The organism is Macrococcus sp. S115 (assembly GCF_030067655.1).
Taxonomy (GTDB): domain Bacteria; phylum Bacillota; class Bacilli; order Staphylococcales; family Staphylococcaceae; genus Macrococcoides; species Macrococcoides psychrotolerans.
The window spans coordinates 38,373-58,645 of the sequence record NZ_JASJES010000009.1 but is presented as its reverse complement, the minus strand read 5'-3'; the positions used below and the strand labels follow the sequence as shown (position 1 = coordinate 58,645).

General features: G+C 38.6%; 19 protein-coding genes. 6 read left to right on the top strand and 13 right to left on the bottom strand.

The features are described 5' to 3' along the window. Window positions 1-114: 114 nt before the first annotated feature. Window positions 115-1,638 (bottom strand): AbgT family transporter, encoded by a 1,524-nt coding sequence (locus tag QNJ52_RS10100; protein WP_283722504.1) that lies wholly within the window; start codon window positions 1,636-1,638, stop codon window positions 115-117. Window positions 1,639-1,829: 191 nt separating this feature from the next. Between QNJ52_RS10100 and QNJ52_RS10095 the strand changes: the two genes are divergently transcribed. After that, window positions 1,830-2,240, top strand: a complete 411-nt coding sequence (locus QNJ52_RS10095) for a DUF2188 domain-containing protein (RefSeq protein ID WP_283722526.1) — start codon at window positions 1,830-1,832, stop codon at window positions 2,238-2,240. Between the two features lie 34 nt (window positions 2,241-2,274). Here the strand turns inward: QNJ52_RS10095 and QNJ52_RS10090 are convergent, their stop codons facing one another. The 3 genes from QNJ52_RS10090 to QNJ52_RS10080 all read right to left on the bottom strand — a co-directional run bounded on the left by QNJ52_RS10090 (window position 2,275) and on the right by QNJ52_RS10080 (window position 4,857). After that, complete coding sequence (locus QNJ52_RS10090; protein ID WP_099482697.1) at window positions 2,275-2,499, bottom strand: sulfurtransferase TusA family protein; 225 nt, start codon at window positions 2,497-2,499, stop codon at window positions 2,275-2,277. A 10-nt stretch (window positions 2,500-2,509) separates the two neighbouring features. Beyond that, the gene (locus QNJ52_RS10085) at window positions 2,510-3,586 is read right to left on the bottom strand and encodes a YeeE/YedE family protein (RefSeq protein ID WP_219493863.1); all 1,077 of its coding nucleotides are present in this window, start codon (window positions 3,584-3,586) and stop codon (window positions 2,510-2,512) included. Window positions 3,587-3,684: 98 nt separating this feature from the next. Beyond that, window positions 3,685-4,857, bottom strand: coding sequence for a M20 family metallopeptidase (locus QNJ52_RS10080; RefSeq protein ID WP_283722503.1), 1,173 nt, complete (start codon window positions 4,855-4,857; stop codon window positions 3,685-3,687). Window positions 4,858-5,004: 147 nt separating this feature from the next. Here QNJ52_RS10080 and QNJ52_RS10075 point away from each other — a divergent pair, with 147 nt between their 5' ends. Further along, on the top strand, window positions 5,005-7,074 hold the full coding sequence (locus QNJ52_RS10075; RefSeq protein ID WP_283722502.1) for a RecQ family ATP-dependent DNA helicase: 2,070 nt from the start codon (window positions 5,005-5,007) through the stop codon (window positions 7,072-7,074). An 8-nt stretch (window positions 7,075-7,082) separates the two neighbouring features. Here the strand turns inward: QNJ52_RS10075 and bioB are convergent, their stop codons facing one another. From bioB to QNJ52_RS10055, 4 genes are all read right to left on the bottom strand, one after another. Beyond that, window positions 7,083-8,075 (bottom strand): biotin synthase BioB, encoded by a 993-nt coding sequence (gene bioB / locus QNJ52_RS10070; protein WP_283722501.1) that lies wholly within the window; start codon window positions 8,073-8,075, stop codon window positions 7,083-7,085. 108 nt (window positions 8,076-8,183) lie between these two features. Further along, entirely contained in the window at window positions 8,184-9,221 is a 1,038-nt protein-coding gene (locus QNJ52_RS10065) for an ABC transporter ATP-binding protein (RefSeq protein ID WP_283722500.1), read from the bottom strand. 63 nt (window positions 9,222-9,284) lie between these two features. Beyond that, window positions 9,285-10,643: a glycerol-3-phosphate transporter gene (gene glpT / locus QNJ52_RS10060; protein WP_219493853.1), complete on the bottom strand. Its 1,359-nt coding sequence runs from the start codon at window positions 10,641-10,643 to the stop codon at window positions 9,285-9,287. A 158-nt stretch (window positions 10,644-10,801) separates the two neighbouring features. Next, window positions 10,802-11,647, bottom strand: a complete 846-nt coding sequence (locus tag QNJ52_RS10055) for a CAP domain-containing protein (RefSeq protein ID WP_283722499.1) — start codon at window positions 11,645-11,647, stop codon at window positions 10,802-10,804. 209 nt (window positions 11,648-11,856) lie between these two features. On the opposite strand from QNJ52_RS10055, the gene QNJ52_RS10050 reads away from it, so the two are divergent. Then, window positions 11,857-13,044 (top strand): amidohydrolase, encoded by a 1,188-nt coding sequence (locus QNJ52_RS10050; protein ID WP_283722498.1) that lies wholly within the window; start codon window positions 11,857-11,859, stop codon window positions 13,042-13,044. A 262-nt stretch (window positions 13,045-13,306) separates the two neighbouring features. Here the strand turns inward: QNJ52_RS10050 and QNJ52_RS10045 are convergent, their stop codons facing one another. Beyond that, on the bottom strand, window positions 13,307-14,629 hold the full coding sequence (locus QNJ52_RS10045) for an Nramp family divalent metal transporter (RefSeq protein WP_283722497.1): 1,323 nt from the start codon (window positions 14,627-14,629) through the stop codon (window positions 13,307-13,309). 619 nt (window positions 14,630-15,248) lie between these two features. Here QNJ52_RS10045 and QNJ52_RS10040 point away from each other — a divergent pair. Next, a complete protein-coding gene (locus QNJ52_RS10040) occupies window positions 15,249-15,761 on the top strand; it encodes a hypothetical protein (protein ID WP_283722496.1) in 513 nt (170 codons plus the stop codon). Between the two features lie 413 nt (window positions 15,762-16,174). On the opposite strand, the gene QNJ52_RS10035 is transcribed toward QNJ52_RS10040, so the two are convergent. From QNJ52_RS10035 to QNJ52_RS10025, 3 genes are all read right to left on the bottom strand, one after another. Beyond that, window positions 16,175-17,401 (bottom strand): ArgE/DapE family deacylase, encoded by a 1,227-nt coding sequence (locus QNJ52_RS10035; RefSeq protein WP_283722495.1) that lies wholly within the window; start codon window positions 17,399-17,401, stop codon window positions 16,175-16,177. 83 nt (window positions 17,402-17,484) lie between these two features. Then, window positions 17,485-17,649 (bottom strand): hypothetical protein, encoded by a 165-nt coding sequence (locus tag QNJ52_RS10030; RefSeq protein ID WP_283722494.1) that lies wholly within the window; start codon window positions 17,647-17,649, stop codon window positions 17,485-17,487. Window positions 17,650-17,703: 54 nt separating this feature from the next. Continuing rightward, a complete protein-coding gene (locus QNJ52_RS10025; RefSeq protein ID WP_481817300.1) occupies window positions 17,704-17,925 on the bottom strand; it encodes a PfkB family carbohydrate kinase in 222 nt (73 codons plus the stop codon). 174 nt (window positions 17,926-18,099) lie between these two features. On the opposite strand from QNJ52_RS10025, the gene lqo reads away from it, so the two are divergent. Both lqo and QNJ52_RS10015 read left to right on the top strand, forming a co-directional pair. Then, a complete protein-coding gene (lqo, locus tag QNJ52_RS10020; protein WP_283722492.1) occupies window positions 18,100-19,599 on the top strand; it encodes an L-lactate dehydrogenase (quinone) in 1,500 nt (499 codons plus the stop codon). Window positions 19,600-19,612: 13 nt separating this feature from the next. After that, window positions 19,613-19,723: an SE2200 family small protein gene (locus QNJ52_RS10015; protein WP_372486735.1), complete on the top strand. Its 111-nt coding sequence runs from the start codon at window positions 19,613-19,615 to the stop codon at window positions 19,721-19,723. A 179-nt stretch (window positions 19,724-19,902) separates the two neighbouring features. On the opposite strand, the gene QNJ52_RS10010 is transcribed toward QNJ52_RS10015, so the two are convergent. Further along, the gene (locus QNJ52_RS10010) at window positions 19,903-20,196 is read right to left on the bottom strand and encodes a DUF1963 domain-containing protein (protein ID WP_283722490.1); all 294 of its coding nucleotides are present in this window, start codon (window positions 20,194-20,196) and stop codon (window positions 19,903-19,905) included. Window positions 20,197-20,273: the final 77 nt, after the last annotated feature.

The following is a 20,273-nucleotide window of genomic DNA, read 5'->3' as shown; positions in this document are numbered from 1 at the left end:
TCTTTCTTAAGACCTTAAGTCAATCATATATCGAATTTGGCACGGCGCCAATTTCACTCTTCTTTTTCTGCCCGAATTTGGCATGGCGCCAATTTCGCTCTTAAATTCTACACCCTATTTCAAATGGATCGGTCCTCCTGGTCCCACTGGAAGTCCTGTTAAATACCAAGCAATTAATAATATTGTCCAGAATATACCGAATGCTACAGAGAACGGCATCAATGCTGCAATCAATGTTCCAAGGCCGATATCCTTCACATAGCGTTGTGCATAAGACAATAATAGTGGTAAGTAAGGCATCATCGGTGTAATCGGATTTGTTATCGAATCTCCGACACGGTAGATTACTTGTGTAAATGCTGGATGGAATCCGAGTAACATCAACATCGGAACTAGGATAGGAGCCATGATTGCCCACTTGGCTGATGCACTACCAATCAGCATATTGATAAACGCAGACAAAGCTAATACGCCGAGTATCAGTACAACGCCGTTTTGCCCTTGCAAAGCCTCCGCCCCTTTAATCGCGATGATCGTTCCAAGATTACTCCATTTAAAATACGCAAGCATTTGTGCAGCGAAGAATACGATTACGATAAATGGTCCCATCGTACTCATCGCATCCCCTAGCATCTCTGCAAACTTCTTCGTAGAACGCATCGTCCCTGCTACAAAGCCATAGACCAGTCCTGGCACGAAGAACAGCACTGTTATAATTGGAACGATTCCATTCATAAGTGGAGAGTCCTGAATAAGGCTTCCTGTTTTCGCATTTCTCAATAATCCATTCTCAGGAACCGCTAAAAACATCACAATCACCATCGCAATCAGCAATGCAATATTTGCATAGATCATTGCTTTACGTTCTATTGGCGTGACATCTTCAGCAGCAGTATGCACATCGCTTTTATATGCTCCAAATCTAGGTATTGTTATCTTGACTGTAACAAACCAAGCAGCAATGAGTAACACTACTGTAGAGACACATAGGAAATAGTAGTTCATCACCGCATTTACTGGAACACTATCATCGACAAGTTTCGCCGCCGGTTCTGTAAACGACACGATTAATGCATCACTCATCCCAATAATTAAACTTGCTGAATACCCACCGAGTGCTGAGGCATAAGCCATAACAAGCCCTGCGACTGGATGATAACCAAGCTTAATAAAGACCATCGCAGCGATTGGAGGAAGTACGATTGGTGCCGCATCACCCGCAGCATTTCCAAGGATTCCTACCAATACAATCATTGGAACGATAATCTTGCGCGGTGTCTTCTCAATGGTATACTTCATTAACGTCTCAAAGTACCCCGTTTTCTCTGCAACTCCTACACCGATCATCACAACAAGGACGAGGCCAAGTGGTGGAAATGCTGCAAAGTTATTAACTGCTTCTGAAATAATCTTAGCAATACCTTCAGGCGTTAATAAGTTCACTGCTTCAATCACTTTACCGTCAGCTGGATTCTTAGCAGAAACACCCATCGTTCCAGTAACAAATGAAGCAAACAAAATGATAAGACATAGTGAAATAAAAATAACAACTGGATCAGGCAATTTATTCCCTGATTTCTCGATGATATCTAAAGATCGATCGATAAACCCTTTCTTCTTTATCTTTTGTTCTACCATCACATCTCCTCCTCATCGATTGTATTTCAAATATTATATGTGTATTTTACATAAACAGTTGTATAAATGCAACACACAGATTAAAATTCAATATAAAAAGAAATGCCGTTCTTTCAACTATGAATCGATTATCGCTGATTACAGATGATTAATACCTAGATAATTGGTTATAGTATATAAAAGGAGATGATATTATGTGGACAATGGATGATTATCCGGACACATGGAAACACTTTGAACAGCTCGAACGTAAGAAAGCGATTGATATTGCAAACGCGATGCTGAAAGAAGGTTATAAAGAATCAGATCTTATTCCAATTGCAACAGCTCAAGCTAAGAAGTGGTATCAATCCGCTTCACAAGAAGAACTTAAGGAATTAAAGAATAAAAAAATTACGCTTCATAATGACGAGGGTACGAGCAATCCAGAACTTATGGATAATGATGTAGAAGTGTACTTCGAAGATACTTGGAAAGTTAGGCCGAAAGGTGCAAAGCGCGCCTCCGATAGTTTCTCCACTAAAGCTGAAGCCGTTAAACGCGCACATGAAATCGCTGATAATAAAGGGACGAAGGTCATCACGCATAATAAAAACACATAAAAAAGGATCCGGAAAATTTTCCGGATCCTTTAGTTTATTTTTTCTGAACGGTAATCGTCCAAGAAGCATCATCCAACTGTTCATAGTTTGTAACAGGGTAGCCTTGTTCAGCTGCCCAGTTCGGAATTGCTTCCGTCGCTTGTGTACAGTCGAAATCTATTTTAAGTTCATCACCTGAACTTAATGCTTCCATTTTCTTCTGCGCTTCTATTAAAGGAAAGGGACATACCATTCCTACAGTTCCAAGTTCATATAACATATTTATCCTCCTATACTGTCTGTGTTTTAACCTTTGTAGCCGCGATTTCAGATTTCGCTTGTTTCATCGGCTTCACGAATAAGAAATAACTCATAAACCAAGTTCCAAGAATAATAAATAATAATGACAGCCAGCCCTGTGTGTTCATCGTGGCAGTGGATACTAAGCCATTACCGATAGAACATCCTCCAGCAAATGCTGCACCGATACCCATCAATGCACCGCCTATTGCGCTGTTGCGAATCGTAATCTTATCTGGAAGACGCCATTTAAATTCTCTTGATCCTCTTGCCGCAATGTATGAACCGATAAGAATTCCAAGTACCAAGTATACACCCCAGTCAAGCAGCGTAACATCACCATTGACTAAGAACTGTAATAGCTTGGCTGACGGTGTTGTGATTCCTAAGCCATAGTTACGACCTGTCGAGTAACTCATCGGCCATGCAGCAAGTGCGATAAGCCCAATAAGTACTGCCGCAAAGAAAGGATGATATTTCTTTTCAAAGAATAGATGACGTACGCCAGTAAATTTTTGCTTCAATTTCGGTACCGCAACTTTAGGTTTTCTTAATGTTTTAACGACAAAGAATAATGTAAGTGCACTTAATATTAAAACTAATACCCAATAGGGTAAACCAAACATTGTACTCATCTTTGATTCTACAACTGTCATACCATTTACCTTATCAAGCGCTGGTTTTAATGCACCGTTCTTCGTAATCGCTGCAAACAGTGCATACATAAATAATGCAATCCAGCTTCCAATCAATCCTTCACCTGCGCGATACCACGTTCCCGTTGCACAGCCACCTGCAAGAACGATACCCACACCAAATATAAATGAACCGAATATCGTACCGATTACAGAATATGCATCATAAGGAATTTCGAGCACATGTAAAGACGTTAATATTGCTAATCCAATCGCTTGTATTGTAATCGCGACAAGCAATGCATAGAACATTTTATTGTTCTTTTGAACGTACATATCTCTGAAGCCTCCAGTTAAGCAAAAACGTGTACGCTGCATCACAAATCCAAGTAGTAAACCAATAATTAAACCGCTAAAAATAGTCCAGCCCATAACTAACCTCCTATAATTCCGATAGTTTTAGTAAGAAATAAATACTATAGTACCGAAATTCGGGAAGTTTTGCAATCATTTTTTATTTGTGCACCTTTTTATTGATTTAAATAGTCTATGACGACCGTGCCAACTGCTTGAGCTGCAATCAGTAATGATCTTTCGTTGATATTAAATTTCGGATGATGATGCGGGTATATATGTCCATCTTCTGGGCTCGCCCCTGCATAAATAAATGATGAAGGTCTCTCCTTAGCATAATAGGCAAAATCCTCTGAAGGGGGTTGTGGCTCGGTCAGTGCAACATCAAAGTCTAGATCTGCGCATTGAAGTGTATCTGCAACGTACTGCGTAAATTCAGGATCGTTATAAAGGGCAGGATAGTCATCCTGATAATCAAGTTCACACTCTACGTCAAACATCACTTCTATCCCTTTAACAATGCGTCGAATCTCTGCTTCGATTACTTCTTTCGTCTGATCCGTCAGCCCTCTGACATCACCTTCTAATGATACGGTATCCTGTATGATGTTAAACTGCCCCTGCCCATCAAACGAACCTATCGTCACGACCCCTGCATCAAACGGACTAAGCCGTCTAGATACAATCGTTTGTGCACTCGTGACAAATATACTCGATGCAACAATTGCATCATTTGCCATATGCGGACTTGAACCGTGTCCCGCCCTTCCTTTAATCTTCAATCTAAAGAAAGCACGTCCAGTCTGAACATAACCAGGTCGATAATAGATGGTCCCTGTCTTCATCGTGCTCATGACATGTAAACCTAATACGTGATCAACGTCCTCTAAGACACCCTCTTGTATCATTGCCTTCGCTCCACCAGGCGGTACTTCTTCTGCAGGCTGATGGATGACCACTACTTTACCTTTAAACGTATCCTTCAGTTCTGTAAGTGTTTCAGCGAGGACGAGCATATATGCTGTATGTGCATCATGACCACATGCATGCATCACACCTTCGACCTTAGACGCATAGGGTAAGCCTGTTTCTTCCTGTATTGGCAACGCATCGAAATCTGCACGGATAGCTAATGTTTTGCCAGGATTCCCTGAATCAATCGTAACTTTAATCCCACGGGGTCCAATATTACGTTCGACTGAAACATCCAAATCTCTATAAAAATCTGCGATATAGTCAGATGTATTTTCTTCCTTAAAGGATAGTTCAGGATGTTCATGTAAATATCTGCGAATTTTAATCATCTTCTCTTCTTTTGCTTTCAGTCTGTCTAATAATCGTTTATGCATTATAATCCTCTCCTTATACATATTGTAAAATATATTACGTATGATATGTTGTAAGATGCAATAATCAAGCATATTGAACTGTATGCTTTTTATAAGCTGAGCGCATAGAAAAAGCATGTTATGATAATATCAAAGGGAGGTTCCATAATGAATATTGAAAGTCGCGCACTTCAGTTATTACAGACGTCATATGGCAACGTCGCTCAGTTCCGCGATGGGCAACTTGAAGCAATACAAGCAGTAGCAAATAAAAGAAAAGTGCTCGTCATACAGAAGACCGGTTGGGGAAAATCTATCGTTTACTTTATAGCTACAAAGCTATTAAGAGAAGACGGCAGTGGTCCAACGATCATTATCAGTCCACTGCTTGCATTGATGCACAACCAGATTGATGCAGCTGCAAAGCTCGGGTTGAATGTTGTAACAATCAACAGTAATAATCGCGATGAATGGGATAGCATCTATTCCAACCTCGATGCAGCAGATGCTATCATCGTCTCACCGGAGAAATTATCAGATCCACGTTTCATAGAAGCACTGACTGCAATCAATGATATCGAGCTGATTGTTGTGGATGAAGCACATTCTATCTCAGACTGGGGCCATGATTTCAGACCGGATTATCAACGTATCGTCAACTTACTCAAGACATTACCAGATTCTATCGCAGTATTAGGTACGACTGCTACAGCCAATGATCGTGTCATCGATGATATTAAAGATCAGCTCGGTGATGATTTAGCTGTCTTTCGCGGCAACTTAATGCGCGATAATATTTCTATTCAAATTAATCCGGTACAATCTAAAGTTGAGCGTCTTGCTTTTGTGACTGACGCATTACTGAATCACTCTTTCATAAGCAAGTCACAAGGCATCATCTACTGTCTCACAAAAAAAGAATGTGATTCAGTAGCCGAGTTCTTAAAACTGCATAATATCGACGCTGAAGCTTATTACTCCGGTATGCAGGATGAATTCGGTAATAATACAGAGGAAGCGGTACTCGCACGCTTTCATGAAGGTACTCTGCACGTGATCGTTGCCACAATTAAACTTGGCATGGGTTATGATAAATCAGACATCGGATTCGTAATGCACTTTCAACTGCCACAAAACTTAATATCGTATTACCAGCAAATCGGTCGTGCAGGCAGAAACGGAAAACCTGCCCTTGCTATCCTTCTGCATGGTGATGAAGATGAAGAAATTATCAAATCATTTATAGATTCATCTTACAAAGACCCAGAGCTATTGTCACAGATTCTCGATCTGCTGAGACAGTATCCGGAAGGCTTATCACGTAATGAGATACTCCCACACTTCAACTTGAATACGACAAAGCTTGCAGGTGTTCTAAAGTATCTCTATGTCCATGAATATATTGAGCTGCACAAAAGAAAGTATGTCATCAACGAACAAAATACATTTGATGCGACTGCAAATGCGAAGCTTCAGAACAAACTCAATGATACGCGCATGAATGAATTAAACAACCTCAAACGATTTATTAACTATGATGGCTGTTATATGAAATACATTGCCGAAGAACTTGATGCCCCAGACATTAAAGAAGTCTGTGGCATGTGTACTTATTGCAGAAATCGTATATTTGTCCCAATGACAAATGATAATCCATACCTTGAATCAGCGACGCAATATAAAAATAAGTTACATGGTGAAATAGCACCAAGAAAACGTACAGCTTATAACAAAAAGATTGAAGAACACTTACAGATGCAACCCGGATGGACATATACAACTGATGCATATTCTCCTATCGGCAGACGATTTATGCTAGAAAAAGAACACGATCAGGTTTCTGAAAAAACGGTAGCAACAGTCCGCCATTTCTTGAAAGATATGATATATCAGAATGAAATTGATGCGATTGTTTCCGTTCCAAGTTTAAGGAATCCAGGACTCGTCAAAACATTGGCCGAGCAGCTTGCTCAAAGTTTTAACATCGACTACATCGAAGCTGTGGAAAAGATACGTCTTGGTGCATTACAAAGAGAAATGAAAAATTCTATGATGCAAGAACAAAATATTAAAGATACGATTCGTATCGTCAATCATGAGCAACTCGCAGGTAAGAACATACTGCTTATAGACGACGTCGTAAATTCCAGATGGACGATGACCGTTATTGCATCACAGCTTCTAGAAAGCGCTGATAAAGTCTATCCATTTGCGTTGATTAATAACGGTAGTGAATAAAGCAGCACTCAAATTTTGAGTGCTGCTTCATTTACTTCAGATTCATTTATATCAATCTCAAACCCTAGATCTTCCAGCATCTTATAATCGAGTTCATTCGGCTGTCCATTGGTAATCAGATAATCTCCTACAAAGATGGAGTTTGCTGCCTGCATCGCAAGGGGTTGTAATGTTCTTAAATTCACTTCTCTACCCCCAGCAATGCGGATTTCTTTCGACGGATTAATCAATCTGAACATCGATAATATTCTTAAACAGCGTTCTGGTGTTAAGTTATCTTCATTACCGAACTTCGTCCCCTTTACAGGATGAAGGAAGTTTACCGGGATACTATCTGCGTCTATCGCTCGAAGTGCTAATGCCATATCAATAATATCCTCATCTGTCTCACCCATCCCACATATTACACCTGAACATGGCGAGATGTTATTGGCTTTCATGATTTCAATGGTATCGACACGGTCTTGATATGTATGTGTCGTTACGACTTCGTCATGATAATTTTCACTCGTATTAATATTGTGATTATAACGATCTACGCCAGCCGATTTCAGCTTCTTTGCTTGTTCATCATTCGTCAGACCGAGACAAGCGCAAATCTTAAGCTGCGGATGTTCGTGTTTAATTGTTTCAACAGTATCTGCAATATGATCAACCTCTTTATCACTTGGCCCTCGCCCACTCATAACAATACAATAAGTGCCGATGTCATGTGTTGCACAGAAATCTGCACCTGATTTAATCTGTTCACTATCAACCAGTAAATATTTGTCTTTATTCTTCATCAGTTTCGATTGTCCGCAATAACCACAGTCTTCTGGACAAATCCCACTCTTCGCATTAAGAATCATATTCAGTTTCACCTTACGACCATAATAATATTTACGCACTTGATATGCTTCATGTAGTAAGTCATATGTATCTATATTATTATCGACAAATAACGATAATGCTTCTGCTTTTGAAATACTTTCTCCTTTAATAATACGTTGCGCTAACATAAAATCCCCCCTGTATACTTTTACAATATAACTGCACCATTATATTGTAAACTAATTTTTAAAATAAGTTAACAATTATTCAAAAAAAATAAACGGGCGATTGCCCGTTTATTTAATCACTACTCCACTTTCAGAATCGAAATATTGAACTTTCTTATCATTGATCGAGATGCGAATCTCATCACCAATCTCAAGCATCACCTGCTCTGAAAACTTAGCGATACATTGCGCGCCATTGACTATGAAGGTGACAACCGTCGTATCTCCTAACATCTCGCATGCCGTTACAGTAACGGGCGCCCCTAACGCATCACGTGTCACATCTTCGGGTCTGAACCCTACCTCTATCGTACCATCAGCAACCGGCATGTTAATTGGTAGATTGAAGTCACCGAACTGCACTATACCATCCACTACATCACCACGTACAATATTCATCGCAGGAGACCCTATAAAACTCGCAACGAACTTATTGTTTGGCTCATTATAAATTTCAAGCGGGGTGCCAATCTGCTGTACTTGCCCTTCATTCAAGACCATAATACGATCACTCATCGTCATCGCCTCAACCTGGTCATGCGTTACATAAATCATCGTCATACCGAGGCGCTGCTGTAACTGTCGTAACTCGACACGCATCTGGCCGCGCAGCTTGGCATCCAGGTTAGATAACGGTTCGTCCATTAAGCACAGCTTCGATTCACTGGCGATGGCACGCGCTAATGCCACACGCTGACACTGGCCACCAGAGAGTTCGCCGGGTTTCTTCTTCAAATAATCTTCTAACCCAACAAGCTTCGCCGCTTCTAACATCCTGTCATAACGCACCGCTTTAGGTACCTTACGATTCTCTAGCGTAAATAGAATATTCTTCTCAACCGTCATATGCGGATATAACGCATAGTTCTGAAACACCATCGACAATGAACGTGCTTTCGGATGCAGATGATTTGCAAGCTGTCCGTCAATATAGAGTTCACCCTCTGTGATATCCTCAAGACCCGCAATCATGTTTAGCAGCGTACTCTTCCCACAGCCACTCGGGCCGACAAGGACGAAGAACTCACCAAGCTGCACATCACATGAGATATCCTTGAGCACATAACCTTCTCTATAACGTTTACTGATATGTTCTAGCTTCAGCATTCTCCACACCTCCTTACCTGTATTATAAAAAAAATGCATAGAATACTCTATGCATTTTTTGTCCTATTTAATTACTTCTTGTCCACGCACGTTCCACGTGAAGGTAAAGCTTAATGTCGCAAGTACGGAGGCTCCGACCAATAGCATAAATCCTGCATCCCAGCCAAAGTTATCAACGATTACTCCCATCAGGATATTCGCCATCACCGCACCAGCCAGGTAACCGAACAATCCAGTAAGTCCTGCTGCTGTTCCTGCTGCTTTTTTCGGTACATAATCCAGTGCTTGTAAGCCAATCAGCATTACCGGTCCATAGATCAAGAACCCGATAGTAATCAGTGCAATATTATCGATCCACGGGTTGCCTGCAGGATTCAGCCAGTAGACGATTACTGCGATCGTTACGCCGATCATAAAGATAAATCCTGCCGGACCACGACGCCCTTTGAATACCTTATCTGATAACCAGCCACACAATAAGGTCCCCGGAATACCTGCCCATTCATATAAGAAGTAAGACCAGCTGGATTCGTTAAGCTGAAAACCTTTTTCTTCATTAAGATACGTCGGTGCCCAGTCTAATACACCATATCTTACGAAGTAGACAAAGATATTAGCGATTGCGATCATCCAGACCCACTTGTTATTCAGTACATATTTGAAGAGAATCTCTTTCGTCGTTAATTCTTCTTCCAATGTCTCATGTGCTTTATTCGGATAATCATCCTTATATACTTCAATCGGTGGTAATCCTTGTGATTGAGGTGTATCCTTCATGAAATAGAACGTTATTGCAGCGCATACTAAGGCAATCAGTGCCGGGAAGATAAACGCACCTTCAAAACCTTTTAGATAGCCGAAGTTGTATGTTGTAAACAGTGTGATACCAAATACAGCAAGCGGTGCCATCACTCCACCACCTACGTTATGTGCAACGTTCCATAGTGCTGTTTTACTCCCACGCTCAGATACACTGAACCAATGGACTAATGTTCTTCCAGCAGGCGGCCAGCCCATGCCCTGGAACCAACCATTTAAGAATAATAAGACAAACATAATGGCAATTGAGGAGGTAAAGAACGGAACAAAGCCAAGCAGTAAGTTGACGATTGCCGTCAGTACAAGACCAAGCACCATGAAGTTTCTGGCGTGGCTCCTGTCTGATACCGTTCCCATCACAAATTTACTAATACCGTATGCAATAGATACCGCCGATAACGCGAAACCGAGATCGGTCTTTGTGAATCCCTGTTCAATAAGTGCCGGCATCGCAAGCGAGAAATTCTTTCTTAATAGATAGTAAGCTGCATAGCCAATAAAGATTCCGATAAAGACCTGCAGACGTAACTTCTTGTACTCTGCGTCAACTTCTTTGCTGTCTAAAGGCTGTGCTTTAGGCGCAGGTTGTAAAAACTTTAACATAAATTTCCTCCTGTTTTCTATATTTACATTATCTTTACAATCTTAACAAACTAGACATAATTCGTAAAGAAAGCCTTTACAAAAAATTTAAGTTTAATATGAAAACAGATCCACTGATCATTCAGTGAATCTGTTTATCGTCAATCGTGGACTCGTATCTATTTGTATGTAAAGTTCTGATTCGCTACAAACTTCGAGAATGTACCATCGCCCTTTCCAAGCTTAACAGAAGAGGTAACACCTTTAAATTTAGGGTGCATCATACTTGCATAGTGGCTCGGACTCTTCTTCCATTGTTCAAAGCATACTTTAGCTAGATATCTTTCTGAAACCAGTGTATATGGATTGCCCATGTAGCTACTCAGCAGTGAGTTTTCTCCTGCGACCTGCTTACGAACATTCACCGGAAAGGCAGTGATATAGCGCTCTCCATTGAGTCGTACGTGTGCTACACCGTTAACCCTTATCTTGCCGTAGCTTGCAAGTTCATTCGCACGGACATCTACTCCGCTTTGCAATTGAGGACGATATTGCAGGGGACTCAATCCTTTTGTTTTTCTATCCTTGTTGATGAGTTTAATGATTTCATCATTAAATTTTCTTGTATTAAAGAACTCGTTATTATTAAATCCCTTAATCGCACGATAGTTTGCGCTAGTGCTCAATACAAACAATTGTCCATTCCTATTTACCCATACTTTATTCTCTAGTGTTTTATTACTCGCCTTCTGAAACTTATTATTGTCCCGTTCTTTATACATAGTCAGCAGATTCCCTTTTGCCGAGAGCGTTACTTTGGTCACTTTGTCACCAATATACGTTCTCTTCCCTACGCTATAGCCATGCCCCGCATCTAATGTGTCTGTATTAAAACGCCCGTCCTGATACTGTGGCGCTATTCCTTTGTTATCAATAGCTGCTGCATATGCCTGCTGGTCATCTATCACTCCAATAGATGAGAATAATAAACTTAATGTGAACGTTACTTTTAGAAGTTTCTTCATGGCTTGACCCCGTTTCTTATAATATCGAAAAGAAATTATGACACGATGCATACTATTTTGCTGTAACTTTTATCACACTTTATCTTAAAAAATGAAAATTATATTTCATTTTAATTTTATATTGTCAGCAGTAGATGCCGATATACTTCGCCCAGCAACATTTCATAACTTAAATCTGATATATTATAGAAAAATGAGGGGGATACAATATGACACTCAAAGACACATTATTCAAGAAACTAGATGAAAAGCAGGAGCGAATGATTGAAATCAGACGTTATTTGCATGCACATCCTGAATTATCATTCGAGGAACATGAAACTGCTGCATTTATCGAGAACTTCTATAAAGAAAAGGATGTCACAGTACATACTAATGTTGGTGGCGGCACTGCAGTCGTTGTTGATATCGAAAGTGGGAACCCAGGGAAGAACATCGGGTTACGCGCAGACTTTGATGCACTTCCGGTACATGAGGAAACGAACTTAGCATATAAATCAACACGTGACGGATTAATGCACGCTTGTGGTCATGATGCCCATACGGCGTACTTATTAACACTTGCCGATGCACTGATCGAACTAAAAGATGAATTATCAGGGACAATCCGCATCATCCATCAGCATGCTGAAGAGAAACCACCAGGTGGTGCAAGAGATATCGTAGCATCAGGCATCCTGGATAATCTCGATGAAATTTATGGCATCCATGTCTTTCCTTTCGTTGATCAAGGGAAGATTGAAATACATGAAGCAGAGACATATGCAGGTTCTTCAACCTTTGATATCGTCATTCAAGGCAAAGGCGGCCATGCTGCAATGCCTCAGAATACAAAGGATGCCATCGTTGCCGCTTCTTACTTTGTCACACAACTACAAACCGTCGTATCACGTTGTACAGACCCTAAAAATTCAGTCGTCGTAACCATCGGCGCATTCGAAGCACCAGGAACACATAACGTCATACAAGGCAAAGTCGTATTAAAAGGAACGACACGATACTTGGACGAACCATCAAAAGACATAGCGTACGCAGCCATTAAAAACCAAGTCGAAGGGCTGGAGAAATCCTTCGGTGTTACAGTTGACTTAGATTATCACTTTAACTACCCCGTACTCTATAACCACGTTGAACAAACACGTGCAGTTAGAGATATTCTTAAACAAAGTGAAGGCAGCTACTTTGATGAAGTCGTTGAAGGCGATACACTGTCCGGATCAGAAGATTTTGCTTATTACTTAAAGCAAACACCAGGAACCTTCTACATCGTCGGTGCTAAACCTGAAGGAATAGCAGATCCATATCCAAACCATCATCCGAAGTTTGAAATTAATGAAGAGTCGATGATGATCTGTGCGAAGTCACTTGGGGAAGTAGTGCTCGGTAGGATGGAGTGATAGACAATAAAAACACAAGAAATAACCTAGGTATTGAACATATCAATACCTAGGTTATTTCTTGTTTATATTAAATGATTCAATTTATGTTTAATATAAAATTATTACCAACTTCATTACTTTTATTAGATAATTAATACTCTGAAGTTGAGAAACTCATACAATCCACTACGCTCTAAATTTTAATTTGTAGTTTTTAACTAAGTACATTATATCCATTTTTAATAGTGCCATATTCAATTATATAATTTTTACATCATTATTATAAAAATTCTTTTACCGTCTCTACAATCAAATACATATTCAGTACGCTAAGGATTACTGTTAACAGCCAGGAGATGACATTCACCCATGTTTTATTGACGAACGCTTCTCCCATGATCTTTTTGTTGCTTGTTGCTAACGTTAACGGAATAATGCTGAATGGTAGCGCAAGACTTAAGAATACTTGTGTAAAAATCAGCAAATCTTCAATCTTTGTTGCACTTGAACCATACAACCACAAGCATAGGAAAACAGGAATTACAGCAATCATCCTTGTAATCAGTCGTCTTGCCCACTGCGGTATCTTTATGTTAAGGAACCCTTCCATAACTATCTGACCTGATAATGTTCCTGTAATTGTCGAGTTCTGACCCGAAGCTAACAATGCTATAGCGAATAATGTACTCATCAATGCGCCGCCTACTGCACCTGTGAATGTCGATGCCTTTAGCGCATTATATAGATCATAGAATCTGCCGAGTTCTTCTCCATTGCCATAGAATAACGAAGCCCCAAGTATCAATATAAGACAGTTGATTACAAAAGCAATCGTCAACTGAATATGTGAGTCGATCACTGCATACTTAATAGCCTCTTTCTTCTTAGCAACATTATCACGTATATAGTTCCGAGACTGCACGATAGATGAGTGCAGATAAAGGTTATGGGGCATGATGGTTGCACCGATGATTCCAAGAGCAAGATATAGCAGGTTACTGTTTGTAGCGATAGCTGTACTTGGCAGAAATCCTTCCAGCACGTCTCTCCATTCAGGTGAAGAAAAATATACTTCAAACATAAAGATAAATAAGACCGTGAACACTAAAACACCAACAATAGCTTCTATCTTCCTAAAACCCAGCTTGATGATGACAAGCAGCAGCAAGACATCTACAACAGTAATCGTTACTCCGATAACTAGAGGAATGTTGAACAGCAGATTTAAAGCAATGGCACTACCGATGATCTCCGCGATATCTGTAGCCATAATTGCAAGCTCTGTAACAACCCATGCAGCGATGGACACAGGCTTATTGCTCATATGCTTGGTAACCTGAGCGAGGTCCATACCACTAGCAATCCCAAGACGCGCGCACATACTTTGCAAGAGCATCGCTGACAGACTGGATAACAGTATGACAAAGAGCAGCGTATACCCAAACTGCGCACCCCCTGCCATTGATGTGATCCAGTTTCCTGGATCCATATAACCGACGGCTACCAACAGCCCTGGTCCCAGATACATAATCATTTTCTTGATGCCATGTGCCTCACTATCAAAAGACACCTTACCATTTATTTCTTCCAGACTTTTATTCATATTATCATCTCCTTATACAATAATATACCATAACTTTAGGTTAACCTAAAAAAATTTTTAAATAATAAAATATATTCTTTTATTCTCTGTCGTTACCCCATGCGTAATCTACACAACAATAAAACCCCACGCTTCAATCGAAACGCGGGGACTGATATTATTCATATATGTAATTTTGATTGGATACAAACTTAGAGAAGGTACATCACACTTGTATAGTGACTAGGACTCTTCTTCCTAAGAGTAATAGCATGTTTTTCATTTACAATCACAAAACCATCGCATTACTGCTAATCAGGGCTGCTTGCTTTAAAATATCGTTTTCCATCTTTAATTGTTGAACTTCTTTGCACAATTTAATCGGCCTTTTTACTCATCTGACAAGTTATCTTGATGATTGAATAACCAGTAGTTTGATATTGCTTTATCTATTTCCCTAACGTTAAAGGTGTTAAATCGTACTCGTGTACAATTAATTCCTTTTTTTACCATTTTCATATAGTATTACCATCGCCCTAGTCATTACCATCATAAGCAAGCTGGTTGAAGAATCTTCTTTGTAAATTCTCGTAATATCATATACACTGATAATATGAATTCAGTTACAAGGATGAGAAAAATGGATTACTTTCAAGCTAGAATTTCAATAGAAACTTCTGAATACTTCAGACTACTGAAAGAAAAATATGAAGAAGAAGCAAGTGCTAATATGACGCAAGCAATGGTTATCGCTAAAGCGATCGATGATGTTGCGGCAATCACGAACTGGGATAAGGTGATTCACGATAATTCTATCAAACTAAGATATATAGATAAGGAAGAACTGGAAACGAAAGAACTTCGCTTACGTGTTCAGCTGAGTGATCAACTTAAGAATACAATTAACAACTACAAACTGCTATTGCCTGAATATACAAAAACGAGAAGCGTCTCAATTGGTGTAACGCTTAAATTTATCTTCAAAGGCGCATTACTCATGAGAATAAATCCTCACATTGCAGAAGATAAATTAAGTATTGACAGCAAGTTTGAAAAATATGAAAGTATCTTATTAGAATATGTTACTCCAGCGAATAGAGATAAGTTTATCGCTTTATTATCAGATCTAAAGGTTGAAATAAAGAAACTGTAATTGCACTTGGCAATTACAGTTTTTATTTTTAACTCCATTTTCTACTAATGAGATGAATCGCTACGTTTAATTCAATGTCTTCAAGTATTAAATCCTTTCGTTTGTCAAAATAAGCTAGACAATTTCTCACCTTCGATTTGATGATAAATTGATTCCATGAACGTGAGTTCATCCGTGTTAAGATGTTTACAGGCCATTCTGTACTAACTCCTTATGTTTTCTTTGGTCGGAAATACATATTGAGTTTAGCACAGAAGGCTTTTTTTGTTGTCTAGCTTAATTTTACAATCGATGCAATATAAGGGTGTAAAATCTAGTTAGCTAAGCACCCTAACCATTTAGCTAAAATGAATTGTGTCAGCACCTGAAGTCAAATTTCACTAGTAAGAGAATGTGTTTATACCCTAGATTCTTTAATTTTTTTCGTTCAAATAATCTAATGCCGTCTGTTTAAAGATTTCTATAAACTTTATGTATTTTTCTTGTTCAACATATTCATTAGTCTGATGTGCCAAAGATGGATTTCCAGGGCCGAACATCACGAACGGAAAGTTTTCATCCTTATCTTTAAGAAGATTTGAAGCGTCTGTGACACCCATAGTAGGTGCTACTAACAGGTTCATATTCAGATGGTTCTCCCCATGTTTCTTTGTTAGTGTCACTAGCCTATTATTTTCATTTGTCGCCACGGATGGAAGATCTAGGTCTATGTCTAAACTTAGATTGCCTTCTTTATTATGCTTTTCGATAATCTTATTAAACAATTGTTTCATCTTATCATTATCAAACTCAGGTACTGTTCTTGCATTAAATTCAGCTACCGCATGTTCAGGTATAGAATTGACTTGGTTACCACCTTGTATAATTGTATTCGTCAATATAGCAGAACCTAATGATTCACTGCTTATTTCAATATTAAATTCCTTTTTAACTTTATCTGAAAGAGATGAAAAATCTAGAACTTTAAATTCTACATCCTTCAAGACATGATTAAATTCATTTTCAACTTCTCTAATAACTTCTATTAAAGGTTTTATCGCATTTTGACCCATAAAAGGAGCAGAACTATGACTTGATTTCCCTCTGGATGTTACTCGAAAATTCATAGAACCTTTATGTGCATAAGCTATCATTGACTCTGACGGTTCAGCAATGATAAGTGCATCTACATCATCCATATAACCGTTGCTATAAAGTTGTGCTGAACCTTTTTGTTCCATTTCTTCTCCAGCAGTTGCCAGTAAGCGAATCGTGCCCTTCTGCAGAAGATTTGCATTGTTGATTTCAATCATTGCTATTACCATAGCAACTAACCCTGATTTCATATCAGCAGTACCACGTCCATAAAGCTTGCCATCTTCTTCTGTCATTTCAAAAGGATCGTATTTCCAATTTTCACTGTTACCTTCTGAAACGACATCCATGTGGCCTGAAAAAGCTAATACGGGTTTACCTTCCCCTATTTCTGCGATGAGATTTGCTCTACTTTTGTTTATTTTTTCAATCGTAGATTCTATATTATACTGGCTTAACAGTTTTTGTAGATATTCACACATCGAAAGTTCATTGTCATTCACACTTTTAATTGCGATAACATCCGACAATATTTTTACTTTTTCTTCTTCACTTATAATAGACATATGTCCCACTCCTCATCTCTACTATCCTAATATATAGTATAGTATAGTATCATTTTACAATGATTATATAGAATTACTAACACTTATACAAATGATGAAATACTTCTAGTGCTTCTTGCTTCAGGTTCTTTCGACGATTTGTAATTCACAGTTGTGCTATATACTACGTTCTCTTCTTGATCCTTCGAATGAATACCGGTTAAGATATTCATCCATGCTAATTTACCTGCACCACTCTCTTCAATCAAGCATGTACGGTCTGATCATCGAGAACAAATACACACTTGTTTAACGTCCCTGTCTTATACATCTGTCATCACCGTTCTATAGGGCACACCGCCTTGTGCACCTAAGCCTGTTACAGAAATACTCGCCGCCTTATTTGCAAATAAGATCGCGTCAGCAAGTGCACCGTTACATGTATCACCGGCGCCTGTTGTATCTACTACATCAGCTTTAATACCCGGCTCATTGACAAGCTGACCATTATAAAATACTGCATCTTTTTCTCCAAATGTTACAATAGCTCACTATCTCGTTAAAATTTTTATCGTTACTACTCACAAGGTATCTATACTACAATCATTAAGTACTAATTTTATGAAATAAAATTTATTTCTTTATTCCAAGCTAAGTATTTTAAATTTCAACATGATTGTACTATACTATCATTTATAAGCAATAGGAAGGAGATTCATATGAATAAACAAGAGTCAAAAACAGTTATTGTTATTGGCGCTGGGGTTTTAAGTACAACGTTTAGTTCTATGCTTAAAGAATTAGAACCAAGTTGGAATATAAAACTTTATGAACGTTTAGACCGCCCTGGTCTCGAAAGTTCAAATGAGCGTCATAACGCAGGAACAGGTCACGCTGCTTTATGTGAATTGAACTATACAGTGAAACAACCTGATGGATCAATCAACATTGAAACAGCAAAAGAAATTAATGAACAGTTTGAAATTTCAAAACAGTTTTGGGGACATTTAGTTAAAAGTAAAAATATTTCAGACCCTAAAGACTTCATTCAACCATTACCTCACATTAGTTTTGTTAGAGGTAAAAATAACGTCCAATTCTTAAAAGATCGTTATCATGTGATGAAAGAATCTCCAATGTTCGATAATATCGAATTTACAGAAGATATCGAAGAAATGAGAAAATGGATTCCATTAATGATGCAAGGTCACAGTCCAAGTGATATTATGGCCGCTAGTAAAATCAATGAAGGTACGGATGTGAACTTCGGAGAGCTAACACGTAAAATGGCTCAAAATATTGAACAGCACCCAAATGCAGATGTTCAGTACAATCACGAAGTTATCGATTTTAATCAAAGACAAGATGGCAAATGGGAAGTAAAAGTACGTCAACTTAATAGTGGTGGCGTTCAAACTGAAATTGCTGATTATGTATTTATCGGTGCTGGTGGCGGTGCAATCCCACTATTACAAAAAACAGGTATTCCTGAAAGTAAAAATCTAGGCGGCTTCCCGATTACAGGTCAATTCTTAATTTGTACTAATCCAGACATCATCGCGCAACATGACGCGAAAGTCTATGGTAAAGAGCCACATGGGACACCACCAATGACTGTACCACACTTAGATACACGTTATATTGATGGTGAACGTACATTACTATTCGGTCCATTCGCAAGTATTGGCCCTAAATTCTTAAAAAATGGTTCTAATTTAGATTTATTTAAATCTGTTAAACCATATAATATTGCAACATTATTATCTTCTGCAGTTAAGAATTTACCTTTAATCAAGTATTCTATCGACCAAATCTTAATGACTAAAGAAGGTTGTATGAACCATTTACGTACATTCTACCCAGAAGCACGTGATGAAGATTGGGAATTATATACAGCAGGTAAACGTGTACAGGTCATTAAAGACACACCTGAATATGGTAAAGGATTTATTCAATTCGGTACAGAAGTTGTTAACTCTGAAGATCATACAGTGATTGCACTATTAGGAGAATCTCCAGGAGCATCAACTTCAGTTTCAGTCGCATTAGAAGTGCTTGAGAAAAACTTCCCTGAATATGAATCTGAATGGACACCTAAAATTAAAGAAATGATACCGTCATATGGTCAATCACTTATTGATGACACAGAATTGATGAAAAAAATTCGTCAACAAACATCAAAAGATTTAGAACTAAATTATTACCAAAATAATAAATAGCTAAAATAAAGGAATGGTGAGCTTGAAAAAATTATTAATCGTAACAATTATTAGTGGTGCTGGTTTTTATGCGCTTAAGCGTTATCAAAAACAAGTAAACGCAATGCCAAACATAGAATATTAATATTAAAATATATTCTGTAAAACCAAACCTTTTAGTGATAAAAAAAGTTCACCTGTCTAGAGTGAACACAAAAGTCGAAACTTTTAGTTAAGTTACGTATTTTAAAGCAAGATTTCTATATATAGAAATCTTGCTTTTTAATTTGGTTAAACGAACCTCAGTATTCCTTATAATGTATCTCATGTATAAATGTACTTATCAAAATTCATTGCCTTTAAATCTTCTGATTTCATTAGAATATTGCTGATACCATCATCGTGCCATGCAATTTCTACTCCTTCATCATCGTCTGTATCGATTTGAAGCACAAGTTGATGAATCGGCTGCTCTGGTAATAAATTTTCAAATATCGCTTTCACAGCATCATCATATCCATGCGTCAGGCATTCTAGATAATCTCGACGAGGCCTATGGTATTCACTTCTCTCCTTTTGTAGACCAAGGGAAGATTGGAATTCATGAAGAAGAGACATATGTAGGTTCTTCAACCTTCGATATCGTCATTCAAGACAAAGTCGTATTAAAAGGAACGACACGTTATCTCGACGAA

Excerpts from the sequence above, each read along its gene's own strand:
- QNJ52_RS10100 (WP_283722504.1), bottom strand. The coding sequence starts at position 1,638 with ATGGTAGAACAAAAGATAAAGAAGAAAGGGTTTATCGATCGATCTTTA.
- QNJ52_RS10090 (WP_099482697.1), bottom strand. The coding sequence starts at position 2,499 with ATGTTATATGAACTTGGAACTGTAGGAATGGTATGTCCCTTTCCTTTA.
- QNJ52_RS10085 (WP_219493863.1), bottom strand. The coding sequence starts at position 3,586 with ATGGGCTGGACTATTTTTAGCGGTTTAATTATTGGTTTACTACTTGGA.
- QNJ52_RS10080 (WP_283722503.1), bottom strand. The coding sequence starts at position 4,857 with ATGCATAAACGATTATTAGACAGACTGAAAGCAAAAGAAGAGAAGATG.
- QNJ52_RS10075 (WP_283722502.1), top strand. The coding sequence starts at position 5,005 with ATGAATATTGAAAGTCGCGCACTTCAGTTATTACAGACGTCATATGGC.
- bioB (WP_283722501.1), bottom strand. The coding sequence starts at position 8,075 with ATGTTAGCGCAACGTATTATTAAAGGAGAAAGTATTTCAAAAGCAGAA.
- QNJ52_RS10065 (WP_283722500.1), bottom strand. The coding sequence starts at position 9,221 with ATGCTGAAGCTAGAACATATCAGTAAACGTTATAGAGAAGGTTATGTG.
- glpT (WP_219493853.1), bottom strand. The coding sequence starts at position 10,643 with ATGTTAAAGTTTTTACAACCTGCGCCTAAAGCACAGCCTTTAGACAGC.
- QNJ52_RS10055 (WP_283722499.1), bottom strand. The coding sequence starts at position 11,647 with ATGAAGAAACTTCTAAAAGTAACGTTCACATTAAGTTTATTATTCTCA.
- QNJ52_RS10050 (WP_283722498.1), top strand. The coding sequence starts at position 11,857 with ATGACACTCAAAGACACATTATTCAAGAAACTAGATGAAAAGCAGGAG.
- QNJ52_RS10045 (WP_283722497.1), bottom strand. The coding sequence starts at position 14,629 with ATGAATAAAAGTCTGGAAGAAATAAATGGTAAGGTGTCTTTTGATAGT.
- QNJ52_RS10040 (WP_283722496.1), top strand. The coding sequence starts at position 15,249 with ATGGATTACTTTCAAGCTAGAATTTCAATAGAAACTTCTGAATACTTC.
- QNJ52_RS10035 (WP_283722495.1), bottom strand. The coding sequence starts at position 17,401 with ATGTCTATTATAAGTGAAGAAGAAAAAGTAAAAATATTGTCGGATGTT.
- lqo (WP_283722492.1), top strand. The coding sequence starts at position 18,100 with ATGAATAAACAAGAGTCAAAAACAGTTATTGTTATTGGCGCTGGGGTT.
- QNJ52_RS10015 (WP_372486735.1), top strand. The coding sequence starts at position 19,613 with ATGGTGAGCTTGAAAAAATTATTAATCGTAACAATTATTAGTGGTGCT.
- QNJ52_RS10010 (WP_283722490.1), bottom strand. The coding sequence starts at position 20,196 with ATGTCTCTTCTTCATGAATTCCAATCTTCCCTTGGTCTACAAAAGGAG.